Annotated in this window: 24 protein-coding genes, 1 pseudogene and 2 riboswitches; of the genes and pseudogenes, 12 read left to right on the forward strand and 13 right to left on the reverse strand. The window is 74.4% G+C overall.

Annotated features, from left to right (window positions below; translation table 11 throughout):
• Nucleotides 1-32: 32 nt before the first annotated feature.
• A complete protein-coding gene (locus E5225_RS02655) occupies nucleotides 33-881 on the reverse strand; it encodes a DNA/RNA non-specific endonuclease (RefSeq protein ID WP_135973146.1) in 849 nt (282 codons plus the stop codon).
• 90 nt (nucleotides 882-971) lie between these two features.
• On the opposite strand from E5225_RS02655, the gene E5225_RS02660 reads away from it, so the two are divergent.
• The 5 genes from E5225_RS02660 (at nucleotide 972) to E5225_RS02680 (ending at nucleotide 4513) form a co-directional block, all read left to right on the forward strand.
• Nucleotides 972-1310, forward strand: a complete 339-nt coding sequence (locus tag E5225_RS02660; protein WP_243738176.1) for a PadR family transcriptional regulator — start codon at nucleotides 972-974, stop codon at nucleotides 1308-1310.
• Nucleotides 1307-2407: a hypothetical protein gene (locus E5225_RS02665; protein WP_135973145.1), complete on the forward strand. Its 1101-nt coding sequence runs from the start codon at nucleotides 1307-1309 to the stop codon at nucleotides 2405-2407. Before E5225_RS02660 ends, E5225_RS02665 begins: the two co-directional genes overlap by 4 nt.
• An 89-nt stretch (nucleotides 2408-2496) precedes the next feature.
• Complete coding sequence (purS, locus tag E5225_RS02670) at nucleotides 2497-2784, forward strand: phosphoribosylformylglycinamidine synthase subunit PurS (protein ID WP_135973144.1); 288 nt, start codon at nucleotides 2497-2499, stop codon at nucleotides 2782-2784.
• Nucleotides 2784-3479, forward strand: coding sequence for a phosphoribosylformylglycinamidine synthase subunit PurQ (gene purQ / locus E5225_RS02675; RefSeq protein ID WP_135973143.1), 696 nt, complete (start codon nucleotides 2784-2786; stop codon nucleotides 3477-3479). The genes purS and purQ overlap by 1 nt, the downstream gene beginning before the upstream one ends.
• 5 nt (nucleotides 3480-3484) lie before the next feature.
• Nucleotides 3485-4513 (forward strand): GNAT family N-acetyltransferase, encoded by a 1029-nt coding sequence (locus E5225_RS02680; protein WP_208012515.1) that lies wholly within the window; start codon nucleotides 3485-3487, stop codon nucleotides 4511-4513.
• A 66-nt stretch (nucleotides 4514-4579) separates the two neighbouring features.
• On the opposite strand, the gene E5225_RS02685 is transcribed toward E5225_RS02680, so the two are convergent.
• Nucleotides 4580-5275 (reverse strand): VOC family protein, encoded by a 696-nt coding sequence (locus E5225_RS02685; protein WP_135973142.1) that lies wholly within the window; start codon nucleotides 5273-5275, stop codon nucleotides 4580-4582.
• 185 nt (nucleotides 5276-5460) lie between these two features.
• On the opposite strand from E5225_RS02685, the gene E5225_RS02690 reads away from it, so the two are divergent.
• The 3 genes from E5225_RS02690 (at nucleotide 5461) to E5225_RS02700 (ending at nucleotide 7641) form a co-directional block, all read left to right on the forward strand.
• Nucleotides 5461-6189 carry a DUF72 domain-containing protein gene (locus tag E5225_RS02690; RefSeq protein WP_135973141.1) on the forward strand — a complete coding sequence of 243 codons (729 nt, stop codon included), beginning with the start codon at nucleotides 5461-5463 and terminating at the stop codon, nucleotides 6187-6189.
• A 223-nt stretch (nucleotides 6190-6412) separates the two neighbouring features.
• Entirely contained in the window at nucleotides 6413-6997 is a 585-nt protein-coding gene (locus tag E5225_RS02695; protein WP_135973140.1) for an LLM class oxidoreductase, read from the forward strand.
• 137 nt (nucleotides 6998-7134) lie between these two features.
• A complete protein-coding gene (locus tag E5225_RS02700) occupies nucleotides 7135-7641 on the forward strand; it encodes a pyridoxamine 5'-phosphate oxidase family protein (RefSeq protein ID WP_424945128.1) in 507 nt (168 codons plus the stop codon).
• Nucleotides 7642-7652: 11 nt separating this feature from the next.
• Here the strand turns inward: E5225_RS02700 and E5225_RS02705 are convergent, their stop codons facing one another.
• Together E5225_RS02705 and E5225_RS02710 are read right to left on the reverse strand one after the other, a co-directional pair.
• Nucleotides 7653-9932, reverse strand: a complete 2280-nt coding sequence (locus E5225_RS02705; protein WP_135972952.1) for an ATP-binding cassette domain-containing protein — start codon at nucleotides 9930-9932, stop codon at nucleotides 7653-7655.
• Between the two features lie 272 nt (nucleotides 9933-10204).
• Nucleotides 10205-10687 carry a 2'-5' RNA ligase family protein gene (locus tag E5225_RS02710; RefSeq protein ID WP_135972953.1) on the reverse strand — a complete coding sequence of 161 codons (483 nt, stop codon included), beginning with the start codon at nucleotides 10685-10687 and terminating at the stop codon, nucleotides 10205-10207.
• 135 nt (nucleotides 10688-10822) lie between these two features.
• Here E5225_RS02710 and E5225_RS02715 point away from each other — a divergent pair, with 135 nt between their 5' ends.
• Nucleotides 10823-11605: a GNAT family N-acetyltransferase gene (locus E5225_RS02715; protein ID WP_135972954.1), complete on the forward strand. Its 783-nt coding sequence runs from the start codon at nucleotides 10823-10825 to the stop codon at nucleotides 11603-11605.
• 173 nt (nucleotides 11606-11778) lie between these two features.
• Here the strand turns inward: E5225_RS02715 and E5225_RS02720 are convergent, their stop codons facing one another.
• The 6 genes from E5225_RS02720 to E5225_RS02745 form a co-directional block, all read right to left on the reverse strand.
• Complete coding sequence (locus E5225_RS02720; protein ID WP_208012499.1) at nucleotides 11779-13038, reverse strand: O-succinylhomoserine sulfhydrylase; 1260 nt, start codon at nucleotides 13036-13038, stop codon at nucleotides 11779-11781.
• A complete protein-coding gene (locus E5225_RS02725) occupies nucleotides 13035-13478 on the reverse strand; it encodes a rhodanese-like domain-containing protein (RefSeq protein ID WP_135972956.1) in 444 nt (147 codons plus the stop codon). The genes E5225_RS02720 and E5225_RS02725 overlap by 4 nt, the downstream gene beginning before the upstream one ends.
• A 4-nt stretch (nucleotides 13479-13482) precedes the next feature.
• A riboswitch (SAM riboswitch) is annotated at nucleotides 13483-13585 on the reverse strand.
• Nucleotides 13586-13642: 57 nt separating this feature from the next.
• The gene (locus E5225_RS02730) at nucleotides 13643-14080 is read right to left on the reverse strand and encodes a type II toxin-antitoxin system VapC family toxin (protein ID WP_135972957.1); all 438 of its coding nucleotides are present in this window, start codon (nucleotides 14078-14080) and stop codon (nucleotides 13643-13645) included.
• Entirely contained in the window at nucleotides 14077-14322 is a 246-nt protein-coding gene (locus E5225_RS02735; protein WP_135972958.1) for a ribbon-helix-helix protein, CopG family, read from the reverse strand. Before E5225_RS02735 ends, E5225_RS02730 begins: the two co-directional genes overlap by 4 nt.
• Before the next feature lie 331 nt (nucleotides 14323-14653).
• Nucleotides 14654-15838: a competence protein CoiA family protein gene (locus tag E5225_RS02740; protein WP_135972959.1), complete on the reverse strand. Its 1185-nt coding sequence runs from the start codon at nucleotides 15836-15838 to the stop codon at nucleotides 14654-14656.
• A gap of 745 nt (nucleotides 15839-16583) precedes the next feature.
• Complete coding sequence (locus tag E5225_RS02745; RefSeq protein WP_135972960.1) at nucleotides 16584-17555, reverse strand: hypothetical protein; 972 nt, start codon at nucleotides 17553-17555, stop codon at nucleotides 16584-16586.
• Between the two features lie 571 nt (nucleotides 17556-18126).
• On the opposite strand from E5225_RS02745, the pseudogene E5225_RS02750 reads away from it, so the two are divergent.
• Nucleotides 18127-18276: pseudogene (locus E5225_RS02750) on the forward strand (recombinase family protein); the annotation flags it as partial.
• 46 nt (nucleotides 18277-18322) lie between these two features.
• Nucleotides 18323-18436, forward strand: a riboswitch (SAM riboswitch).
• A 34-nt stretch (nucleotides 18437-18470) separates the two neighbouring features.
• Nucleotides 18471-19925, forward strand: a complete 1455-nt coding sequence (locus tag E5225_RS02755; protein WP_135972961.1) for an aminotransferase class V-fold PLP-dependent enzyme — start codon at nucleotides 18471-18473, stop codon at nucleotides 19923-19925.
• Between the two features lie 64 nt (nucleotides 19926-19989).
• On the opposite strand, the gene E5225_RS02760 is transcribed toward E5225_RS02755, so the two are convergent.
• On the reverse strand, nucleotides 19990-20436 hold the full coding sequence (locus E5225_RS02760) for a DUF2867 domain-containing protein (RefSeq protein WP_135972962.1): 447 nt from the start codon (nucleotides 20434-20436) through the stop codon (nucleotides 19990-19992).
• A 91-nt stretch (nucleotides 20437-20527) separates the two neighbouring features.
• On the opposite strand from E5225_RS02760, the gene E5225_RS18190 reads away from it, so the two are divergent.
• Nucleotides 20528-21619 carry a GNAT family N-acetyltransferase gene (locus E5225_RS18190; protein WP_135972963.1) on the forward strand — a complete coding sequence of 364 codons (1092 nt, stop codon included), beginning with the start codon at nucleotides 20528-20530 and terminating at the stop codon, nucleotides 21617-21619.
• Between the two features lie 73 nt (nucleotides 21620-21692).
• Here E5225_RS18190 and E5225_RS02770 read toward each other — a convergent pair whose 3' ends face one another.
• Complete coding sequence (locus tag E5225_RS02770; RefSeq protein WP_135972964.1) at nucleotides 21693-22295, reverse strand: pentapeptide repeat-containing protein; 603 nt, start codon at nucleotides 22293-22295, stop codon at nucleotides 21693-21695.
• A 65-nt stretch (nucleotides 22296-22360) separates the two neighbouring features.
• The gene (locus tag E5225_RS02775) at nucleotides 22361-22747 is read right to left on the reverse strand and encodes a four-helix bundle copper-binding protein (RefSeq protein ID WP_208012505.1); all 387 of its coding nucleotides are present in this window, start codon (nucleotides 22745-22747) and stop codon (nucleotides 22361-22363) included.
• Between the last annotated feature and the right edge of the window lie 130 nt (nucleotides 22748-22877).

Genomic DNA, 22877 nt, shown 5'->3' on the forward strand with positions numbered 1-22877 from the left:
GCCGCGCTCAGCGCCGCCGCTCGTCCGGCGGCTCAGCGCAGGACCACGTCGGCGGCGGAGCGCAGCGGGCGCCACGCGGGCGCGTCGGCCTGCGGGCCGGTGCGGGCCAGCACGTCGGCGGCCGGCAGCGGTCCCAGGTCGAGGCCGGTGAGGTCGGCGACGTCCCCGACGGGCACCTGGGACGTGCGGAACGGGCCGAGCGGCGGCGGGTCGCCGGCGGCCTGCGCGGCGGCGGTCGCGGCGCCGAGCGCGCCGTCGTCCAGCAGCGGCGACTGGTCGAGCACGAACGCCGTCGCGGCCAGCCGGTCGCCGGCGTCGAGCGACCAGGCCACGACCTTCCAGTAGCGGCGCGGGAGGGCGATCCCGCGGTACACCGGGTCGTCGTCCGCGAGCACGGGCCCGGTCAGGACCGTCAGGCGCAGGCGCTGCGCGGCGGCGTGCCCGAGCACGTGGTCCTCCAGCCCGAGCCACAGCTCCGCGCCCTGGTTGAAGCCCGCGGCCTGCGGCGCGGCGTTCGGGTAGGCGAACGTCTCGCGGTTCGCGCGGGCGGCGACGCCCGGGGCGCCCCACACGGGGTCGCGGCGGCGCACCAGGTGACCCCGGTCGAGGTCGTTGCGCGCGTACAGCTCCGGCCCGCACTGCTCCGTGGCGGGCACGCGCGGGTCGAGGAACCAGTCGTCATCCCGGGGGACGTCGCGCAGCGCGGTGCCGTCGACGTTCACGGCCGTGGCCGCGGCGAGGCGGCGCACGGGGTCCAGGAGCACCGTGAAGTGCGTCGACGGGAGGTCCCGGAGCGGACGCCCGGCCGCCGGGAGCGGCACGCGCGGGCCCAGGAAGTCGGGGTCGTAGCCGGTCGGGTCGTCCGCGGGGGTCGCCGCCATGCGGGCCACGGTAGTGAGGGGCGCCGACACCGGCAGGGGGCCGGCGGCACGGGTCTGGTGCGATAGCTCGTGAGGCGATATATATCGTCCGTGCGCATCACCGAGCAGAGCTACCTGGTGCTCCTCGCGCTCGCCGAGGAGCCGCGGCACGGCTACGCCATCGTGCAGGCCGTCCGGGACCTGTCCGACGGCGAGGTCCGGCTCGGCGCCGGGACGCTGTACGGCGTCCTCGACCGGCTCGTCGCCGCGGGCTGGGCGGAGGCGTCCGGTGAGGAGGTCGTCGACGGCCGGCTGCGGCGGTACTACCGGCTCACGGGCGCAGGACGCGAGGCCGTCGCCGCGTACACCGACCGGCTGGCCGCCCTCGCGCGGCGGGCCCGCCGGGTGGTCGGCCCCGCGGCGCGGCCGGCGTCGGGCGGTGCCTGGTGAGCGGGCTGCACGACGAGGGTGCCCTCGGCGTCGACCTGCGCTTCGCCCGGTCGGCGCGCCGCTGGCTCGCCGCCTACCCGCGCGACTGGCGCGACGCGCGCACCGGCGAGATGACGTCGCTGCTGGCGGACCTCGCGCCTCCCGGCGCCCACCGTGTCGGCGTGCGTGCGGGGATGCCGCTGCTGTGGTCCGGCCTGGCGACGCGGCGGCGCGCGCGGCCGCCGCTGCACGTGGTCCTGGGGTACCGGCTGTTCAACCGTCCGGTGCCGGCGAGGTACCGGCCGTGGGTGCGTGCGGATCTCGAGGCGCCGTGGCGGCCGCTGCGCGAGCTGCCGTGGTCCTTGACCGGGCTCGCGCCGCTGCTCGCGTTCATGGGCGCGGGCCTGGACTCGGGCGCCGAGGCGGTCGCCCTGGTGGCCTACGTGCTCGCGCTGGCGGCGGCCGAGTGCGGTCGCGACTCACGCCACCGGCGCATGCTCGCCGAGCGGCACCTGCTGCCTGGTGTCGGTGAGGACGTAGGAGCGGGCGGTGTGCGCCGGGCGGTCGTGCTCCGCGACCGTGTGCGGGCGCTGCCGGCGGCCGGTGCGGCGGTGCGCGCGGTCGCCGTGCTCGGCACGGGTTCGGGTGGCCTGCTGGCGGTCGTCGCCGCGCAGGGTGACCTGGAGGTGGGCACCGCCGTCGCCGCCGGGGTTGCCCTGGCCGTGGGCGGCGCCCTCGCGCTCGGCACGCGCCACCGGCGCTGGCTGCTGGACGACCCGCCGGAGCAGCCCGGACGGCGCGTCGTGGCGGCGACGCCCGGGGCGCTGCTCGCCGGTCCCCTCGCCGCCGCGGCGGCCGTCGCGTTGGCCGTCGCGCTGTACCTCGGCGCTGACGCGCACGGGGCGGCTGCGACGGTCCTGCTCGCGGGCGCGCTCGTCGCCGCGCCGGTCGTCGTGGTCACGCGGCGGTGGCTGACCGCCCACCGGCAGCTCGTCGCGGTCGACGTCGTGCGCGCGCTCGCGGACGGGCTGCCCCCGGCCCTCGACCTGCCCCGGCCGGGGCTCCTCCTGGTGGAGGCCCCCTCCGCCCCGTCGGCACGGCCTGCACCGTCACCCTGAGCGCGTCTCCCTGGACGGGCACCTCGCCCCCGCGTGCCGGGTCGTAGGATCAGGCCCGACCCCCTTTCGTCGCGAACCAGGGAGCACCCGTGGGACGAGTCGTCGTCGACGTGATGCCGAAGCCGGAGATCCTCGACCCGCAGGGCAAGGCGGTGGCCGGCGCGCTGCCGCGCCTGGGCTTCGCGCAGTTCACGTCCGTGCGTCAGGGCAAGCGGTTCGAGCTCGAGGTGGACGGGCCGGTGACGCCCGAGGTCCTGGAGGCCGCCGCGGCCGCCGCCGAGCAGGTGCTGTCCAACCCGGTCATCGAGGACGTCGTGCGCGTCGCCGACATCGAGGCCGACGCGGCCGGCACGGTCGCGAGCCAGGGTCTGGCCTGATGAGCCGGATCGGCGTCGTCACCTTCCCCGGGACGCTGGACGACCGCGACGCGGCCCGCGCCGTGCGCCTCGCCGGCGGCGAGCCCGTCGCGCTGTGGCACGCGGACGCCGACCTCAAGGACGTCGACGCGGTCGTGCTCCCCGGCGGCTTCTCCTACGGCGACTACCTGCGCGCCGGGGCGATCAGCCGGTTCGCGCCCGTGATGGGCGAGGTCGTCGAGGCCGCGGGCAAGGGCCTGCCCGTGCTGGGCATCTGCAACGGGTTCCAGGTCCTCACCGAGGCGCACCTGCTGCCCGGCTCGATGATCAAGAACGAGAGCCTGCACTTCCTCTGCCGCGAGCAGGTGCTGCAGGTCGAGAACAGCGACACCGCGTGGACGCGCGAGTTCGAGCAGGGGGAGAGCATCACCATCCCGCTGAAGAACCAGGACGGGCAGTACGTCGCCGACGAGCGCACCCTCGACGAGCTCGAGGGCGAGGGGCGTGTCGTGTTCCGCTACCAGGGCGAGAACCCGAACGGCTCGCGCCGCGACATCGCGGGCATCTCCAACGCCGCGGGCAACGTCGTGGGCCTCATGCCGCACCCCGAGCACGCCGTCGAGCCCGGTTTCGGCCCCGACACCGCGCAGGGTCCGCGCAGCGGCACCGACGGGCTCCGCTTCTTCACGTCGGTCCTGCGCGCGCTCGTCGGCTGACCCGCGTGGCCGGGGGCGACGTCACGGACGTGCGCGTCGAGGCCGTCCCGTGGGAGGACCCCGACGCCCGCCGGCTCCGGGACGCCCAGCAGGCGGAGCTGCACGAGCGGTACGGCGCGCCCGACATCGGGCACGACATGACCGCCGACGGCATCGTCACGATGCTCGTGCTGCGCGTCGGGGGCGAGGCGGTCGCGTGCGGTGCTCTGCGGGACGCGTCGGCCGAGCTCGGCGCGGGCACCGGCGAGCTCAAGCGCATGTACGTCCGCCCCGCCTGGCGCGGGCGCGGGCTGTCGCGGCGGGTGCTCACGGAGCTGGAGGCGGCCGCCCGGGCACGCGGCGTCACCCGGCTCGTCCTGGAGACGGGCGTGCTCCAGCCGGAGGCCATCGGGCTCTACCTGTCGGCCGGGTACGCGCCGGTCCCGCGTTACGGCGAGTACGCCGACGAGGCCGACTCGCGCTGCTTCTCCCGGGACCTGGACGGTGGTCCCGCGGCCCCCGGTGCGAGCCCCGAAGCGCCGAGGGGCCCGCGCGGCGAGGCGCCGGCGCGCCCCGTGGTGATCGCGCCCGTGGCGTGGGACGACGCCGCCGCGGTCGCCGTGCGCCGCGCGATGGTCGCGGAGCTCGCCCCCGCGCAGCCGGTGCCCGACGGCGGGTACGCCCGGTTCGGCACCGCATCCGGTGCGGGTGCGCCCGCCACGTTCCTGGCACGCGTCGACGACGAGCCCGTGGGGTGCGTCACGGTCCGGCGCGCGCCCGCGCCGTGGCCGGACGGGTGGGCCGAGGTGCAGCGGCTGTACGTATCGCCGACCGGCCGGCGTGCCGGTGTGGCCCGGCGGCTCCTGGCCGCGGCCGAGGACGCCGCCCGCGGGCTCGGCTGCACCACGGCGGTGGTCGACGCGGGCATCCACCAGCAGGCGGTGATCGCGCTGTACCGGTCGCTGGGCTACCGGCCGGTGCGCCCGGCGGTCGACGCGTCCGCCCGCCCCGACGTCCTCTGGTTCGCGCGGCCGCTCGGACACCCGCCGCGCTGACACAGCCCGCACTGACACCCGCCGCGCTGACACCCGGCCGCCGAGTCCCCGCCGCCCCGACGCCCGCTAGGGACGCGCCGCCTCGGCTGCGACCGCGAACGCCCGGTGTGCCTGCTCGCCGAGCTCGTGCTCAGCGAGCAGCGCGCTCGCGGCGGCGAGGTCGGGAGCCGCGTCCGCGCCGGTGCGCACCTTGAGCTCCGCACGGTAGAGCAGCGCCTCGAACACCTCGATCGGCGGGGCGTCGGCGAACCGGATGAGCCCCGCGTCGAGCACCGCGATCGCCTGGGCGTCGTCGCCGCGCGCGTCGCCCTGCCGTGCGGCGACGTCGATCATCCGGCCCAGGCCGGACCGTCGCTCCGTCACGTCGTCCTCGGACGAGCCGGCTCGGTAGAAGCGGAGCCAGTTGCCACCGACGTCCACGATCGAGAACCCGGTCGCGGTGCCGGCCTTGCGCCGCGGTGGGAGCAGGCGCGGGATGCCGGTGACCGGGACCTTGCCGTACAGCGCCCGCAGCCCGGCCTTGAACGCGGCGTGGCGCTCGCCGGGCTCTGCGACGGTGATGATGGCGCTGCCGTACGAGGTCGCCGGGTCGAAGCCGTCCATGGCGAACAGGTGGATCGCTATGTCGTCCAGCTCCACGACCGCGCACGGGTTGGGACGGCGCTGCTGGAAGCTGACGGTGAACCCGAGCGCGACGTAGAACGCGAGTGCGTCATCCAGGTCCGCGCACGGCAGCACGGGGTAGGTGCGCTCGCCGGCCATCCCGTCCCCCTTCCCGCCGCCTGAGCGGCTCGGTGGTGGCGCAGAGGGCGTATCCAGCCGATCGGGACGATTCGGGTCATCAGGCTATCCGCGCCGGGCGAGTCGCACCCTCGCGCGTCTCGACGGCGGCGCCCGGCGCGTGCGCCCCGCGTGCGGCGTCGGGGCGGACCGGGCAGCCTGCGGGCATGACGGTCCGCATCGGCACGTCCGGGTGGTCCTACGACCACTGGGACGGCGTCCTCTACCGGCCCGGGCTGCCGGCGGCGCAGCGGCTCGCCCGCTACGTCGAGGCCTTCGACACCGTCGAGCTCAACGCGAGCTTCTACCGCTGGCCGCGCGAGCGGGCGTTCGCGAGCTGGCGAGAGCGCCTGCCTGACGGGTTCACGATGTCGGTGAAGGCGCCCCGGGGCCTGACCCACGCCCGCCGGCTGTACGGGCCGGAGGTGTGGTCCGAGCGCATCGCCCGCTGCTGGCACGAGCTGCGCGGTCACCGCGAGGCGCTGCTCGTCCAGCTGCGCCCGGACGCCGAGCGGGACGACGCGCGTCTGGACTGGTTCCTCGGCACGCTGCCCGACTGGGTGCAGGTCGCCGTCGAGCTGCGGCACCCCTCGTGGCAGACCGACGCCGTGTTCGACCTGCTCGCCCGGCGCGGCGCGGCGTACTGCGTGGTGTCCGGCGCCCGCATCCCGTGCGTGCTGCGCGCCACGTCCCGGCTCGTGTACGTGCGCCTGCACGGGCCCGACCACGACCACCTGTACGCCGGCTCCTACTCCGACGACGACCTGCGCTGGTGGGCCGACCGCATCGGCGAGTGGGACGCCGCCGGGCACGACGTCGTCGCGTACTTCAACAACGACGGCGGTGGGAACGCGGTGCGCGACGCCTGGCGGCTGCGCTCCTTCCTCGGTGGCTGAGGGGCCGGTCACCGCCGTGCGGCGCGCCCCGAGAGGTGGCCCGACGACGTGCGGCCGTACGGGCTGGGGCCGAGCGCGCGAGGGGTGGTCAGGGCCCTGTCCTGGCGGCTACCCTCGGCGCATGTCCTCGTCCCGGGTGTGTTGTCGCTGAGCTGACGACCCCGCGCGCCCGTGGCCGACCGGCCCTGGCTGTGCACCCGGTACGACCTGAGGACCTCCTCCCGTGGCTCAGCCCGTTCTCGCCCGTCCCCGCACGCCGGACACCGCCGCCCCGACCGGGCAGCCGCACGGCGGCGCCCCCGCCGCGACCTCCTCGACCCGATCCGTGCACCGCGTCGGGGTCGCCGGCCTCGACGCCGCCCCCGGGGCCGTCGAGTTCCTGCTCGACGCGGAGTCCCTGACCGAGACCACCGTGGCCCTGGCCGCCGCCCGTGCGGACGTGATCCGGCTCGTGCACAGCGCGGTGCTCCCGACACCCGCAGCGGTGCGCGCGCTCGTCGACGTGCTCGCCGCCGAGATCGCCGCGGTCGGGCGCGACCGCACCGAGGTGCGCGTCGTGCTGCAGGTCGAGGCGGTCGTGGCCCGCGACGAGGCCGACGCGGCTCGCCGCCGGGAGGCGGTGACCTACGCCGAGGCGTTCTCGGGGGCGGTCTGGGCCTCCTCGGTCACGTGGCTGGTGGCGCCCGTCGAGCGCCTCGTGGCGGACGCGCACGCGCTCGCGGCCCGCGCGCAGGTCGACGCGGTGGAGCTCGCGCTGGTCGGGGCCTCGGCCGCCCTCGCGCCGGCCGTCGCCGCGGCCGCGGCCTGACGCGGCCCGGGCGGCCGGCGCCGCGGCGGGGAGCGCCCGCCGGGTGGGACGCCCTCGGTGCGGGTGCAGCCCGGCCCGCCCCTGCCTAGCGTGGCGGGACGGGCGCCGCGGGGGCGCCGCGGCGACGGGAGGCACCCATGGCGCACGAGGCGCAGCACCTGGACCGCGAGGAGGGTGTCGCGAAGGTCGCGGAGCTCATCAAGGACGTGCGGATCGCGATGCTGACGACGATCGACCCGTCCGGTGCGCTGGTGAGCCGCCCGATGGCGGTGCAGGAGGTCGAGTTCGACGGCGACCTGTGGTTCTTCACCGAGCTCGACAGCCACAAGGCGGACGAGGTGCGCGGCGGCGGACCGGCGAACGCGGCGTTCGCCGGCTCGACGCACTGGGTGTCCGTCTCCGGCACGGCGGAGGTCGTGCGCGACCAGGCGAAGATCGAGGAGCTGTGGGGCGCGGCCGCGCAGGCCTGGTTCCCGGACGGCCCGGCGTCGCCCGGCGTCGCCCTCATCAAGCTCGAGGCCGAGAGCGCGGAGTACTGGGACAGCCCCGGGGGCCGCCTCGCGACGGTCCTCAGCCTCGCGAAGGCGAGGGTCACGGGCGAGCGGTACGACGGCGGCGACAACGTCGAGGTCGACCTCAGCTGATCGCCCACCGGTCAGGCCGGTGCGCCGACCAGTCCGTGCCGCACGGCCAGCGCCCGCCCGGTCAGCGACGTGTCGGCGTCGACCAGCGCTGCCGGCGGACCGCTGAACACGACCGTCCCGCCCTCCGACCCGGCGCCCGGGCCCATGTCGAGCACGTGGTCGGCCCGCGAGACCACGTCGAGGTTGTGCTCGATGACGACCACGGTGGACCCGGCGTCGACGAACCGGTCGAGCAGGGCGATGAGCCGGTCGACGTCCGCCATGTGCAGGCCGCTCGTGGGCTCGTCGAGCACGTACAGGTCGGCGGGGGAGCCGAGCTCGATGGCGAGCTTGAGGCGCTGGCGCTCACCGCCGGACAGCGTCGAGAGCGGCTGCCCGAGCGTGAGGTAGCCGATGCCGACGGCGTCGAGCGCGGACAGGATCGCCGCGATCGGCTTCTCGGCGCGCTCGGTGAAGAACTCCCGGGCGTCGGCGACGGACATCTCCAGCACGTCGGCGATGGACCGCCCGCGCAGGGTCAGGCCGAGCACCTCCTCGGTGAACCGGCGCCCGCCGCACGTCTCGCACGGGCTCTTCATCGGCTCGAGCGTGCCCAGGTCCGTGTAGATGATGCCGAGGCCGTTGCACGCCGGGCACGCGCCCTCGGAGTTCGCGCTGAACAGCGCCGGCTTGACGCCGTTGGCCTTGGCGAACGCCTTGCGGACGTGGTCGGCCATGCCCGTGTACGTCGCGGGGTTGGACCGCCGTGACCCCCGCGTCGTCGCCTGGTCGACGACGACGGCGTCCGGGTGCTGGCGGGGCAGGACGCCCCGCACGAGCGAGCTCTTGCCGGACCCGGCGACGCCGGTGACCGCCACCAGCACGCCGGTCGGGATCTCGACCGTGACGTCGTGCAGGTTGTGCAGCGTCGCGTGCTCGACCCGCAGCGAGCCGGTCGGCGTGCGCGGCTCCGTCTTGAGCGGCTGGTGGCGCGCCATGTGCTCACCCGTCACGGTGCCGGACGCCAGCAGGCCCTCGACGTCGCCCTCGTAGACGACGCGGCCGCCCGCGGCGCCGGCCCCGGGGCCGACGTCGACCACGTGGTCCGCGATCTCGATGACCTCGGGCTTGTGCTCGACGACGAGCACCGTGTTGCCCTTGTCGGCCAGGGCCCGCAGCAGCTCGTTCATGCGGTGCACGTCGTGCGGGTGCAGGCCGGTGCTGGGCTCGTCGAAGACGTACGTGACGTCCGTGAGGGCGGAGCCGAGGTGGCGGACCATCTTCACGCGCTGCGACTCCCCGCCGGACAGGGTGGTGCTCTCGCGCGAGAGGCTGAGGTAGCCGAGCCCGATGCGCACGAGCGCGTCGAGCCGGTCGGCGATGTCGTCGAGCAGCGGGCGGTACTCCGGGGCGTCGAGGCCGCGGACCCACCGCGCCAGCTCGCTGACCTGCATCGACGTGCACTCGGCGATGGACCGGCCGGCGACCAGGCTGCCGAGCGCGGCGGCGCTCAGGCGGGCGCCGCCGCAGTCCGGGCAGGCGCCGCGCGTCGAGATCCGCTCGACCGCCGTGCGCACGTGCCCCTGCAGCTGCTCGGGGTTCTTGGCCAGGTACGAGCGGCGGAGCTTGCTGATGAGGCCCTCGTACGTGAAGGACGCGCCGCCGACGTCGATCTTCGGGGCCTTGCCGTCCGGCCCGTGCAGCAGGATCCGGCGCTGCTCGGGGGTGTACGTGCCGACCTTCGCGTCGGGGTCGAAGAAGCCCGACATCACGAAGATCTTCCAGTACCACCCGCCGGCCTGGTAGTTCGGGAAGTCGATGGCGCCCTCGTTGAGGCTGAGGTGCGGCCGGACGAGCGCGTCCTCGTCGATCGCCGCGACGGAGCCGACGCCCTCGCACGCGGGGCACCAGCCGCGGGGGTCGTTGAACGAGAACGCCGTCGGCGTGCCGAGCGAGGGCGTGCCGAGCCGGGCCCACAGGCGGCGCAGCATGGCGTACGCGTCGGTCACCGTGCCGACCGTCGAGCGCGCGTTGCCGCCCATCGGCTCCTGGTCGACGACGATCGACGCGGTGAGCCCCGTGAGGGAGTCGGCGTCGGGCTGCGCGCTCTGCGGCAGGAAGTTCTGCACGAACGCGCTGTGCGTCTCGTTGAGCAGGCGCTGCGACTCCGCGGCGATCGTGTCGAAGGCGATCGAGGACTTGCCGGAGCCGGAGACCCCCGTGAACACGGTGAGCCGGCGCTTGGGGACGTCGAGGTCGACGTCCTGCAGGTTGTTCTCGCGAGCACCGCGGATGGCGATGACGTCGGGCACGGCTGCTCCTCGGGTGGCGGTGGGCGGCACGGCGGTACCGACCCGTGCGTGGCCCCCGACTCATCGGGTGCACGGGCCGGCGGACGCGGCGTCGAGCGTACGGTCGACGTGCTGTCGACGTGCACCCTGGTTTTCGCGGAGCTGTCGAGATGCAAGATGGTTTGGCTAGACGGCGTCCATAGTCTGACCACTCAGTCGCGCGGCCCCCCCGACGACGACGAGGACGCCAGCACGCCCAGGGCTCGCTTGATTGGTATCGGTCGCGAGCGTGACTACCCGGTTCGAAGCGGATAGCGCTCAAGCACTTCCACGATGTCGTCCGACCACCAGGCGAGCGTCACCTCGTCTGCGGTCGCGCTGATGGGTAGCAGCTCCCTCAGGATCGCCACGTCGGTCTCGGGGAGTGCCTCGCCTATGGACAGGTGAGGCACGACCTCGTCGAACATCCCGCCGTACGGCGGCCACTGCGGAAAGGCCGCGGAGAAGATCTCCGTGAGCCGGGTGAACGGCGCGCCAGGGTCGGGCACCAGGTAGGTGAGTCCGCCGGCGAAGCGGCCGACCGCGGAGAGCTTGAAGCCAAATGCTCGGACGGGAGCCAGGAGCTCGCGGATGGTGCCGACGAGGGTTTCATCGACGTCGGACCGATCGACGAACGGTCCGAGCAACGTGACGTGGGGGCACACGGGCGCGACCTCGAGCCGCGCAGCGATCGACTCCAGCGCTGGAACGGGAACCTGGATCACCGTGTGCCCCATGCCCACCAGTCTGCCCATGAAGGCGCGGATGGACCGACGCAGCTTGCGGGCGGACCTGTCCGGACGGCTGGGCCGTCAACGCACGACGCCTGACGCCGGTCAATCTGTCCTGCATTTCGACACCAGAATGGGCCGATGGACTTGAGCCCCGGCGAACACGCCGTGTACCACCGCAGCCGCCTGGCCTTCGGCGCGGCCACAGCAGCGGGTCTGCCGGGACGCTTCGAGGCGTTCGAGCTCGGGGGCCTACGGGCGCTGCTGACCAACTCGCCTGGGTTGGGGTTCCTGAACTCGGTGACCGGGGCGAACGCGCGGACGGTTGCAGCTCTTCGGGAGGTCGTTGCAGTCTTCACGGCCGCCGGTGCTCCGCTACCCGCGGTGGTGGGTACCTCAGGCGATCTCCCCTCGGCTGAGCGGCTGAGCGATCTTCGTGCGGCCCCCGGCCCTGTCCGACCGATCGCGGTGCTCGATCCGAGAAGCCGTGACGAACGTGTCGCCCCGAGCGACCACCTGCAGGTGCGACCGGCGGTGGGCGAGGACCTGGCGACCTTCTTCGAGGTGCTCTCCGCCGGCTACGCGGCACCGGTCGACGTTGACCGGTTCCTCGTCGCCGAACACTCGGACCCGAAGGTGCTGCGTTTCATGGCCTGGAAGGAAGACCGGCCCGTGGCAGCGGCGGCGATGTCACTGCACGACGACGTGGCGGTTCTGGGAGGAGCGGCGACCCTGCCGACCCACAGAAGCTGCGGGGCGCAGACCGCACTGCTGCACAGCCGCCTCGACGCAGCAGCAGCCGCCGGTGCCCGCGGCGCTGTGGCGACTGCGGCCCCGGGCTCTCCCAGCGTCCGCAACCTGGCCCGCAATGGCTTCACCGTGCACCTACGCCGCAGTTGGCTCCTCGCTCCCGCCGAGGTGTGAGCTCCGGGACAGTTCGACCGACCGCGTCCGCGGAGGGGTGGCTGGTCAGAGTTGGACGCTCAGAGCTGGTCAATCTGTCTTGCATCTCGACACGTGCAGGTGCAGGGTCGCCCCCGTAGCGGTCACGGGGTGGCCGCGACCAGGCGCCCGGCTCCCGGGCCGATGTGCCCGCCTCAGGCGCGCAGCGTGCCCAGGCCCCGCTCGAGGTCGTCGCGGAGGTCCTCGACGTCCTCGAGGCCGATCGACAGCCGCACGGTCGACTCGGCGATCCCGACCGCCGCGCGACCGGCGGCACCGAGCTTGCGGTGCGTCGTCGTCGCCGGGTGCGTGACGATCGACTTCGCGTCGCCGAGGTTGTTGGAGATGTCGATGACCTGCAGCGCGTCGAGCACGCCGAACGTCGTCTTCTTCGCGAGGTCCGGCGTCGCGCCCTCGGGCACGGCGAGGTCGAACGTCACCACGGTGCCGCCGCCGGTCTGCTGCGCGCGCGCCAGGTCGTGCTGCGGGTGCGAGGGCAGGAACGGGTAGCGCACGCGGGCGACGCCGGGGTGCCGCTCGAGCCACGTCGCGAGCGTCAGCGCGGACGCCGCCTGGTGCCGCACGCGCACGCTCAGCGTCTCGAGGCCCTTGAGCAGCACCCACGCGTTGAAGGCCGACAGCGACGGGCCGGTGTTGCGAACCAGCGTCTGCACGGGTCCGTGCACGAACTCGGCGGAACCGAGGATCGCGCCGCCGAGCACGCGCCCCTGCCCGTCGATGTGCTTGGTCGCGGAGTACACGACGACGTCCGCGCCGTGCTCGAGCGGCCGGGAGAACACCGGGGTCGCGAAGACGTTGTCGACGACGACCGTCGCGCCGGCCGCGTGCGCGAGGCGGCTCACCGTCGCGATGTCGACCAGGTCCTGCATCGGATTGGACGGCGTCTCGAAGAAGACGACGTCGGCCGGTGCCGCGAGCGCCTCCTCCCACTGCGCGGGCACGTGCCCGTCGACGTAGTCGGTGCGCACGCCCCACTTCGCGAGGATCTCCTCGAAGACCACGAGGGACGAGCCGAACAGCGCCCGGGACGCCACGACGCGCGACCCGGACCGCACGAGGGCGGCCAGCGTGGTGAAGACCGCGGACATGCCGGTCGCGGTCGCGTAGCAGGCCTCGGCCCCCTCGAGCAGCCGCAGGCGCTCCTCGAACGTCGAGACCGTCGGGTTGCCGTACCGCGAGTAGAGGAACCGGTCGACCTCGCCCGCGAAGCCCGCCTCGGCGTCGGCCGCCGACGGGTACGCGTACCCCTGCGTCAGGAACACGGCCTCGGACAGCTCGCCGAACTCGCTGCGGACGAGCCCGCCGCGCACCGCCAGGGTGTCGGGCCGCAGCGCGGTGCGGTCGGTGCGGCGGTCGTCCCAGTCGCCGGGACCGGGCACGCGGCGCGTGCTCACGGCTGCACCCACGGCAGGCCGGCGGCGCGCCAGCCCTCGTGGCCGCGGTGGCCGTCCGGGCCCGTCGCGCCCTCGAACCCCTCGAGCACGTTGTACGCCGGGCCGTACCCGGCGGCCGTGGCGGCCTGCGCGGCGCCGATCGAGCGCTGGCCGGACCGGCAGAGGAACACGACCGGCCGGCCGTCCCCGGGCGTGACGCCCGTGGCCGCGAGCTGGTCGAGGAACCGCGGGTTCGGGCGGCCCGACGGGTACGACACCCACTCGACCAGCGCCGCCTGGCGGCCGACCGTGCGCAGGTCGGGCACGCCGACGTAGCGCCACTCGGCGTCGGTGCGGACGTCGACGAGCACGGCGTCGGGGTCCTGGCTCAGGAGCTCCCACGCCTCGGTCGGCGTGAGGTCGCCGGCGTAGCCGTCGGCGGGACGTGGCTGCACGGTCATGCGTCCTCCATCGGTCCTGGCGGTAGCACCCTCGTCCGGGCCCGTGCGGGTCCCGCGGGTTGCTGCGGCGTCGTCGAGCCAGATCTCTCGGCCGCTCTGGATGGTCGCCGGCGATGCTACGGCAGGCGCGCGGGCGCCGGTCGGCCCGTCTCACCGACGTCGCGTCACGTCACGTCGGTGACCGCCGGCCGCCAGCGCAGCCCGGGGAACCGGGCGAAGTCGCGGTCCTGCGACACCCACGTGGCGCCGTGCTCGACCGCGACGGCGGCGTGCTGGGCGTCCGCCACGAGGTTCCCGCGCGCGTCCGCGTCGCGGCACAGCCGGGTGACCAGGTCCCAGTGGCGCGCGCCCGGCGCGACGCGGACGACGTCCGGGTGGCTGCGCAGCGCCTCCACCTGGGTGAGCGCCTCGGCGAGCGGGGTGGGCCGGGCGAAGACCCGCGGATGGGTCAGGACGCGCACCGTCCCCCCGAGCACCGCGTCGGTCACGCCGAGGGTCTCCGGGCCCGCCACGGCCTCCTCCAGCCAGGCACGCAGGGCGTCGTGGCGCGGGGCGTCCGCGCGGAACGCGCCCACGAGCACGTTCACGTCCGGCAGGATCACCGGCCCTCCAGCACGTCCACGAGCGCGGCGGAGTCGTCGAGGTCGACGCCGGGCGCGAGCCCGCCCGATCCGCACGGCGTCACCACGAACGGGGTGCGGGCGCCGGCCTGCTCCGCGCGGTACCGGGCCAACGCGTCACGCAGCGCCTCCTCGACCACCGAGGTCACCGTGCGGCCGGTCGCCGCCGCGGTCGTCCGCACCTCGCGGTAGAGGTCGTCCGGCAGGTTCAGCGTCGTGCGCATACGCGAAGCATATCCGCACATTGCGCTTTCATATCACCGCCTTGCTACAGCATGGATACGCTCAGCGACTTCGTGAGCTCGCGGCCTGACACCACGCTGCGCAAGGTCATCAAGACCTCATCGACAACGCCTGGCGACCAGATCGCCGACCGCCCACCCGCTACTAGATCGACAGCACGACCGGGAAGCGCCCGGCAGGGACCACCGCGCCGGCTCACTGGACGACCAACACGACGTCGCGCCTGCCGCCAGCGCCAGCTCGCCCGGGGGCTCTCGGCCGCTCAGCTCACCCCGGCCGCACCCACCAGGGCGAAACCACCCGCCCGCCCTCTCAAAACCGCGGCGCAGAGTCCTCCCGACGCCACATCCCGTCCTGCAGCCGTAACCACCCGGCGTCAGCCATGTCGACGACCATCGCGCTGGCGACACCTCCGGGCAGGTCCGGGTTGTCGAGCATCGACAACGGCCCGCTTCCGAACAGGTGCAGCGCCGTGTACGCCAGGTACGTTCCGGCCTCGTGCTGCTCCACCGGATACCGAGCGAGCCACCGCCAGATCGGGTGCTCTCGCCCCCACGCAGGCATGTCGAAGTGCACACGCCGCCACTGCTCGGTCGGACGCGGACCGGGCGGCAGCAGGGTCGGTACCGGTGGTCGCGGCGGGGGAGGAGCGGTCGGTCGCGGCCGCGTCATGCGCTCCGCCAGCTGTCGATCCGCTCGGCGCTGCGCCCGCGTGTCCGCATCGGCCTGCGCACGTCGCCGCTCGTCCTCCAAGCGCGCGCGCTCGGCCTCCTCCTCCGCGCGGCGCAGCGCTTCCGCCGCGCGCCGCTCCTGCAGCCGCTCACGCGCCTGATCCAAGCTCGGCGTCCACACCCCGCCCGCCTCCATCCGGCACGCAGGCAGCGCGTTCCACGAGTCGTCGATTTCCACCCCGTCGACCTCGACACCGACGCGCACCCCCTGCACGTCGCGCCCGATCCGCAGGGTGACGCCTTCACGTGCACGCTGCGTGCTCGCGGCGCCATCCGCCGCCGGCCCGAACAGCCACGTGACCTGATCGACCGCGCCGCGGTACCGGTCATCTCGGTCGCGCCACGCCGTGCTGCCAAGGTCCGTTAGCTGCACCTCAAGGGTGTGCTCGACCCCGTTCACCACAACGTGCAGGTCCGCGCGCCCTGCGCCGTCCAACGTGTGCTCGATCGTCGGCACGTAGCCCTGCCCCTGCAGCCACGCCATGAGCTCGCGCTGGTACGCCAGATGCGCGTACGCGCCACCCACGTCCCGCCCGGAACTGAGTAGCGCGCATGGCGAGGCTCCGCGCTTGTGCCGGAAGTAGGGCCCTCGTACCGGCCCTGCCGGCAGCTCCAGTTGCTGGCCGCAGCCTCCTGCCTGGGTCGTGCACCAGAACTGGTGATCAATCCGGAGCCGCAGCGCGTCCTCGCGCTCCGCCGGCGCCACGACGTGCGCCGTCCCGTCGGCACCATCGGTCACCGCATGCCGCAGTTCGTCCAAGGCCATGCCGGTCGTCTACCTGTAGGCGCCGACACATCGACCAGCCGCCCGGGCGGTTTCTCCCGGTACGCGAAGCCGCGCGTCGCGTCTTGTCACCCGGTCAGCGCAGTGCGGCGTGCCGCCGAGCCCGGTTCCGGCGGCGTAGCGCTCGAGCGCTGGATCGCCACTCCGGTGGGCCTCCGACCGGCGGCGCGGGGCGTCGCTGCGGCCCCCCGCTGTGCCGGCGGTCCTCGAGCGCCCGGCGTCGACGTCGAGAACGCCCTTCACGCCTCGTGCGGCGACGCGCCGCGCCGCGGGCCGGTGCCGATGAGGGCGCCTCAACGGCGGCAGATGCCTGCAGCCGGGAGCCAGACCGTCTTGGCCTGCCACCACGGCTAGAGAACTGCTACTGGTCCCGCACGTCCGGCGGCGGTGACATCATCGATGACAACGTTCGTCTCCTTCTCCCCTGGCAAGGTGAGCGTGAGCGTCCGCGATGGCGAGGGCTTCGAGGTCAACGGGTGTGGCCTGTGGCTGGCGCCATCTCACGTGCGCTGACTGCCAGGCGGCGACGGTCGCGCGTGGACCAGGGGACTAGTTCGGCTACGACAACTGCCGAGCGGCGGCCGAAGAGATCGTCGCCGGCCACCCCGCCCCGGCACGTCAGACCCCAGGGCGCAAGGGGCCGAAACCACAGGCCGAATCCGGCGCGGTGGCCGGTCACGCACGACCCGATTTCGTTCGGTGCCCGACGAGCTGCCTTGACGGGGGATCACCTCTTCTCGGTGCGCCCGAGCTCGTAGTACCGCAGACCGCTCATCTTTGTCCCAAATGCTGACTCTTCGATGGACCGATCGATAGTTCGAACCGACGAGCCGCGCTCGACCATCGCCACCAGACGAGTACGTCGGGCCCGGACGTACGGCTCAGCGTCCAGGTCGAAGTACCCGCACAGGGCCCGGCTATACGCATCACTGATCGGCAGCAGCGGCAGCACGAGGGAACGTATCGCTTCGTCGACGTCGTCGCTGAGCCCCATGAGCAGCCAAGGCTTGGCGTGGGCAGCCCCGGAGAATAGTCCATAGAGCCACGGGTCATCCGGCACGTACTTCGCCGCTAGCTGGGTGATGTTGTTCCGTGTCGAGGCTGACTGGCCCGCGAACCAAACCCGACCGATGGCGTCCGTGACTTGCCCATGCTTGTCCGTCGCGCGCTCAACCCGGAACCCGTCTTGGGTCAAGACGCACTCGAGGTCTGCGCGCGCCTGCCGCTTCTCTTCAAGTTCGTCCACCACGCTGCTGCCAAACCGCTCGAGTAAGACAATCGATTCGTTGAGCACCGCCGGTAGAATGCTTGCAGCCCGGGCAATCCGAGTCTCGGACGACGCCTCGGCGTCGAGCAACCAGCAGGTCTGAAGCACCGCTTCCATGATGGCGCGGCTCACCGTCCATGCCGGCACCGGCAGCAGCTTCTGATGACGCAGCAGGAGTAAGAGCGTGTCCGCGTGGTCACGCACAGAGAAGCTCCAACGCTGTACGTGATCGCTCGCCCAAGATAACGCTGCCACCGCACCATCAATGCCCGCGGCACGCTGTTGGTCGACGGCCCACAGCCCGGACCCTGCGCCCTCCGCTGCCGCCGAAGCAGCGGCGAACAACTTCCCGTAGGCGTCGCGTTCTTGCAGGACCACCCTCTCGGCCAGCCGTGCCAACGGGGGACGCACGTCCTCAGCGATACCACCCATGCCGTGAGTATCGGGGAGTCGACGCCAACATCGGGCTGGTACGGCCCTAGCGCGCCGCCAGCCGTGAGTTGGCGCGCGCGTCCATCAGCGCCGCCGGCGGATGGCTCCGAAGGTCCGGTTGCAGGACGGACAACGCCAGCAGTCGCCGTCATCGACGATCGGGCCTGGTCGGGGCGGGTCTTCGGGGTCATGAGCGTTCCTCTCATCGTCGGTCTCGGCGCATGTGACCCATGTGTGGCAGCCGCGGGTGCTGCAGATATGAGCCATCGACCGGACGGCGCAAGAACGCGCGCGCCTCGTAACGGCCCCAGGAGGTCCGTCGCGGGGGAGTGATGTTGGGTGGCGCGTACCGCGTCGCAGACTCGACGCCCCTGGGCGGAGCGAGCTGGGTCACTCGTGTGCTCATGCGAGACGAGGGGTATTGGCGCCCCGTTTGGGGATTGCTCAACGGGACAGTCGCGATGGGCCGCTCGTGGACCACAGCGCCGCGCAGGACACTGTCCCCGAAAGACCCGCCCCCGAAAAGGCCCGGTCAGGGGGAGCTGTACCGGACAGCGAGGGCACGAGCGGACTGCTGATCGGCTATGCCCGGGTCTCGACGAGATCGCAGGATGCGACCGCCCAGCGGGACGCGCTTCGGAGCCTCGGCGTCGATGCCGACCGGATCTACGTCGACCACGGACTGACGGGCAGCAACGTCTCAAAACGAGAGACGATCCGTGCCCCCACGTTGACACCCGCCGGAGGGCGCGCGGATCCTCGTGCCAGGTCATGAGCGCCAGCGCGAAGCCCCGGCTCGCTGGCCGGCAACCCTCCTCCGCGGTGGGGTGCCCCGGGTGACGACCTGGCCGCGCGCCGTCCGGTGCCGGCAAGCGCGGGACCTCCCTTCCGGGTCCCCGGGTCCAGGAGGCTGCCATGACGACCGTCACCGAGCTCTTCGCGTGTGCCGACGAGGCGTCGGGCACCGCGTCCCCGTCCGCCGCGGCGGCGCCCCGCCCCGCCGTCGGCCGCGGTCCCCTGCTCCCCGTGGTGGGCGCGTCCACCACGGTCCCGCTGGTCGGCGGCACGAGCCGCACCTACGCCAACCTCGACTGCGCCGCGAGCGCGCCCGCGCTCGAGTCGGTCGCCGCGCGCGTCGCCGAGGTGCTGCCGCTGTACGCGTCGGTGCACCGCGGTGCGGGCTACCTCTCGCAGGTCTCCACCGCCCTGTTCGAGGCGTCGCGCCAGGCGGTCGCGCGGTTCGTCGGGGCGCGCGAGGACGACGTCTGCGTCGTCACGCGCAACACGACCGACAGCCTGAACCTGCTCGCGGGCGTCGTGCCCGACGGCGGGCGGGTGCTCGTCCTCGACGTCGAGCACCACGCCAACCTGCTGCCGTGGGTCCAGCGGTGCACCGGGACGCACGCGGGGGAGACCCGCACGGCCACCGTCCTGACGCTGCGGCCGACGGTCGCCGCGACCCTCGCCGCGCTGCGCGACGAGCTCGCCCGGCGTCCGTACGCGCTGCTCACGATCACGGGCGCGTCCAACGTGACGGGTGAGGCCCTGCCGCTGGAGGAGGTCGTCACGCTGGCGCACGCCGCCGGCACGCGCGTCGCGGTCGACGGCGCACAGCTCGTCCCGCACCGCGGCTTCTCGCTCGCCGCCACCGGCGTCGACTACGTCGCGTTCTCCGGCCACAAGACGTACGCGCCGTACGGCGCCGGCGCGCTCGTCGGGCGGCGCGACTGGCTCGACACCGGCACTCCGTACCTCGCCGGCGGCGGCGCGGTGCGCGACGTGCGCCCCGACCGGACGCTGTGGCAGCCCGCGCCCGCACGCCACGAGGCGGGCTCGCCCAACGTCATCGGCGCGATCGCGCTGGCGCAGGCCTGCGAGACGCTCGCCGAGCTGCCCACGGGTGCGCTCGAGGCGCACGAGCAGGAGCTGCGCGCGCGGCTCGTCGACGGGCTCACGGGCATCGAGGGCGTGCGCGTCGCCCGCATCTGGCCCGACTCGCCGGACCCGGTCGGCGTGGTCACGTTCACGGTCGCCGACCTCAACCCCGGGCTGGTCGCGGCGTACCTGTCCGCCGAGCACGGCATCGGCGTGCGCGACGGCCGCTTCTGCGCCCACCCCCTGCTCGCGCACCTCGGCGCCTCGCAGGGTGCGATCCGCGCGTCGATCGGCGTCGGGACCACCGCCGAGCACGTCGACCGGCTCGTCGCGGCCGTCGCCGCCCTGGTCGCCCGTGGTGCGCAGGCGGCGTACGAGGTCGTCGACGGCTGCTGGTCGGTCGTCGACGACACGCGCCCGCTCGTCGAGGTGCGCGGGCTGGACCACCTCGCCGCGACGGCGGCCGCCGCGTGCGGGCCCGCCGTCGACGACTGAGCGGGCACCGACGTCGCTGCCACCCGGCTGGTCGTCAGCGTGAGGGCTGCCGCCGGGCCGGTCGTCAGCGCGAGAGCCGCCGCCGCGCCCGGCGCAGCATCGCGGTGACGACCACCGGGTGCAGCAGCCGGACGGGCGCGAAGTAGACCCGCCCGCGCCACCCGTGCAGGCGCACGGTCGTTGTCACCCGCACCAGGCGTGCGTCGGCGTCCACCGCGACCCCGCAACGGAAGTCGAGGTGGACGTCGTCGTGCGCGACGAGCGCCTCGCCGCCGACCACCTCGTCGACGGCGAACGCGGCGCGCGGTGCGGGCGGGATGCGCAGCACCGGCACGAGCGCCTGCCGCAGCGCGAGGGCCGCGAGCACCCAGCGCGGCATCGTCGCGAGCGAGAAGATCTCGCGCGCCCACACCGCCGGGTCTGTCGGCGCGCCGGGCGGCAGCGTGACGATCACCGCGTCGGCGTGGTCAGGAGCGGGCACGTCCCGCAGGGCGATCGACCAGTGCGTCATGCGTCCTCCGTCGTCGGTGGTGCCGCCACGCTAGGGCCTGCCGCCTGAGACGCCGCCGAGTGCGCGGCGGCGCCCGTGGCACGCTGCCGCCGTGGAGCACGACCTCGTCCTGACCGGCCACGGCGTCCGCCTCGTCCCGCTGCGTGCCGAGCACGCGGCCGACCTCCTCGCCTGCACCGACGACGCGGTGTGGCGCGGGATGAGCTCGCCGACACCGCGCACGGTCGCGGACATGGCCCGCGTCGTCGCGACGGCGCTCGCCGCACCGGGCCGGTACGCCTTCGCGGTGCTCGAGGACGCCACCGGCGGCGTCGTCGGGTCGACCTCGTTCTACGACGTCGACCTCACCGCGGGCCGGCTCGAGGTCGGCCACACCTGGTACGCCCCGGCCGTGTGGGGTACGCACGTGAACCCGGCCTGCAAGCTGCTGCTGATGGCGCACGCGTTCGAGGGGTGGGGCGTCGCGCGCGTCGCGTACCGCGTCGACGAGCGCAACCACCGCTCGGTCGCGGCCGTGACGAAGCTCGGGGCCGTGCCCGAGGGGCGGCTGCGGGACCACCGCCTGCGCCCCGACGGCACGCGCGGTGCGTCGCTGTACTTCTCCGTCCTGGCCGACGAGTGGCCGGCCGTGCGGGGGCGCCTGCTCGCCCGGCTCGCCGGGGCCCACGTGCCGGACGACCGCACGCACCTGCTGCTCGTCGGCGGCCGCGCGGGCGTCGGCAAGACGACGGTCGCGTCGGCGGTGCACGACCTGCTCACGGCGCGGGACGTGCCGCACGCGGTCGTCGAGGGCGACGCGCTCGACCTGGCGCACCCGGCGCCGTGGGAGCACGGCGTCGCCGCCGCGAACCTCGCCGACGTGTGGCGCCGCTACCGCGCGCTCGGGCACCGGCGGCTGGTCGTCACCAACACGGTCAGCGTCCTCGAGGCCGACGTGCTCGCCGCGGCCGTCGGTGACCGGCCGCACGTGACGTCGGTGCTGCTCACGGCGGACGACGCGACCGCGCACGAGCGGCTCGGCCGCCGCGAGCACGGGGCGTCGCTGACCGCCCACGCGCAGCGGTCGGACGCCGCCGCGAGGCGGCTGGAGGCGCAGGCGGGCGCCGACGTGCACCGCGTGGCGACCGACGGCCGCACCCCGCAGGACGTCGCCGCGGAGGTGCTGCGCCTCGCGGGGTGGTGAGCGGGCCGGGCCGACGGTCCCCGGCGCCTGACGGCCGCCGACGCCGGCGATCCGGGAGCCGCGTGCGGCGACGTCAGCCGATGCGGATCCCGAGGTGCGCCGCGAGCAGCGGCGCGAGGTCGAGCAGCTGGTCCGACGTGACGGTCGCGCCCGCGAGGCCGCCGACGCCGTCGACCGCCTCCCGCAGCCGCGCGCCGCGCAGGTCGACGTCCGTGAGGCGGGCGTTGCCGACGTCGAGCCGTCGCACGTCGCAGTCGACGACCGTGAGCCGCTTGACGCGCGCGCCCGCCAGGTCGAGGTCCCCGACGGTGACGCGCTCCAGCCGCACCTCCTCGACCGTCGCGCCGCGCAGGTCGAGGTAGTCGATCTTCCCGCCCACGACGCGCACGCGGAGCCACTCGCCGCCGGACGCCGCGAGCGCGCCGAGCCGCACGTCGGTGAGCGTCGTGTCCCGCCACGACGAGGACCGGGCGCGGAGCTCGCCCGCCTGCACCGCCGTCCACGCGGTGTCGAGCAGACGCGCGCCGTCGAGGCGCAGGCCGTCCGCGCGGCAGTCGGTCAGGACGCACTCGAGGAAGCGGGCGCCCGACGCGTCGCGGCCGGACAGGTCGAGCCCGGCGAAGGTCAGGTCGTCGAGGTCGGCGTCGAGCAGCAGGTCGTCGGCGGTCGCGTCCACGGGTCGAGCGTGCCACGCGGCGCCGACAGCGGACGGTCCCGCGACCGGCGATCAGGCCATGGAGGTCAGGCCATGGACGCGAGCAGCGCGCGGCACGCCGCCTCGCACCGCCGGCACGCCTCCGCGCACACGCGGCAGTGCTCGTGCATGCCGACGTGCTGCTCGCACTCGGCGGCGCACTGCCCGCACGCGACGGCGCACGCCTCGAGCAGCGCGGCGACGACGCGCAGGTCGGGCTCGGTCTGCCGGCTGAGCACCGCCGCGGTGGCGGTGCAGACGTCGGCGCAGTCCGCGTCCGACCGGATGCACGCACGCAGGTCCGCGACGTGCTCCTCGCCCAGGCAGGCGTCGGCGCACGCGGTGCACGCCTGGGCGCACGCGAGGCACGCCTCGATGCACGCGACGAGCTCGTCGACGGGGGCGAACGGGTCGCCGGGGTAGGCCTCGACCATCTGCCGGGTGCTGCTCACGGTGCCTCCTCGCGGCCCGCCGTGGCCGGGTGCGGCGTCGGACGACGGGCGTCCCCGCCACCGTAGGGCGGTGCGCGGGCCGGGGCACAGGGTGAGCCCGCCCTGCCCGAGA

Source organism: Cellulomonas shaoxiangyii (assembly GCF_004798685.1).
Taxonomy (GTDB): domain Bacteria; phylum Actinomycetota; class Actinomycetes; order Actinomycetales; family Cellulomonadaceae; genus Cellulomonas; species Cellulomonas shaoxiangyii.

Coding starts and splice junctions, on each gene's coding strand:
- E5225_RS02655 (WP_135973146.1), bottom strand. CDS start 881: ATGGCGGCGACCCCCGCGGACGACCCGACCGGCTACGACCCCGACTTC.
- E5225_RS02735 (WP_135972958.1), bottom strand. CDS start 14,322: ATGCGCACGACGCTGAACCTGCCGGACGACCTCTACCGCGAGGTGCGG.
- E5225_RS02755 (WP_135972961.1), top strand. CDS start 18,471: ATGACGACCGTCACCGAGCTCTTCGCGTGTGCCGACGAGGCGTCGGGC.
- E5225_RS02775 (WP_208012505.1), bottom strand. CDS start 22,747: ATGGTCGAGGCCTACCCCGGCGACCCGTTCGCCCCCGTCGACGAGCTC.
- E5225_RS02715 (WP_135972954.1), top strand. CDS start 10,823: ATGGACTTGAGCCCCGGCGAACACGCCGTGTACCACCGCAGCCGCCTG.
- E5225_RS02725 (WP_135972956.1), bottom strand. CDS start 13,478: ATGACCGTGCAGCCACGTCCCGCCGACGGCTACGCCGGCGACCTCACG.
- E5225_RS02685 (WP_135973142.1), bottom strand. CDS start 5,275: ATGGCCGGCGAGCGCACCTACCCCGTGCTGCCGTGCGCGGACCTGGAT.
- E5225_RS02740 (WP_135972959.1), bottom strand. CDS start 15,838: ATGGCCTTGGACGAACTGCGGCATGCGGTGACCGATGGTGCCGACGGG.
- E5225_RS02710 (WP_135972953.1), bottom strand. CDS start 10,687: ATGGGGCACACGGTGATCCAGGTTCCCGTTCCAGCGCTGGAGTCGATC.
- E5225_RS02700 (WP_424945128.1), top strand. CDS start 7,135: ATGGCGCACGAGGCGCAGCACCTGGACCGCGAGGAGGGTGTCGCGAAG.
- E5225_RS02745 (WP_135972960.1), bottom strand. CDS start 17,555: ATGGGTGGTATCGCTGAGGACGTGCGTCCCCCGTTGGCACGGCTGGCC.
- E5225_RS02760 (WP_135972962.1), bottom strand. CDS start 20,436: ATGACGCACTGGTCGATCGCCCTGCGGGACGTGCCCGCTCCTGACCAC.
- E5225_RS02690 (WP_135973141.1), top strand. CDS start 5,461: ATGACGGTCCGCATCGGCACGTCCGGGTGGTCCTACGACCACTGGGAC.
- purQ (WP_135973143.1), top strand. CDS start 2,784: ATGAGCCGGATCGGCGTCGTCACCTTCCCCGGGACGCTGGACGACCGC.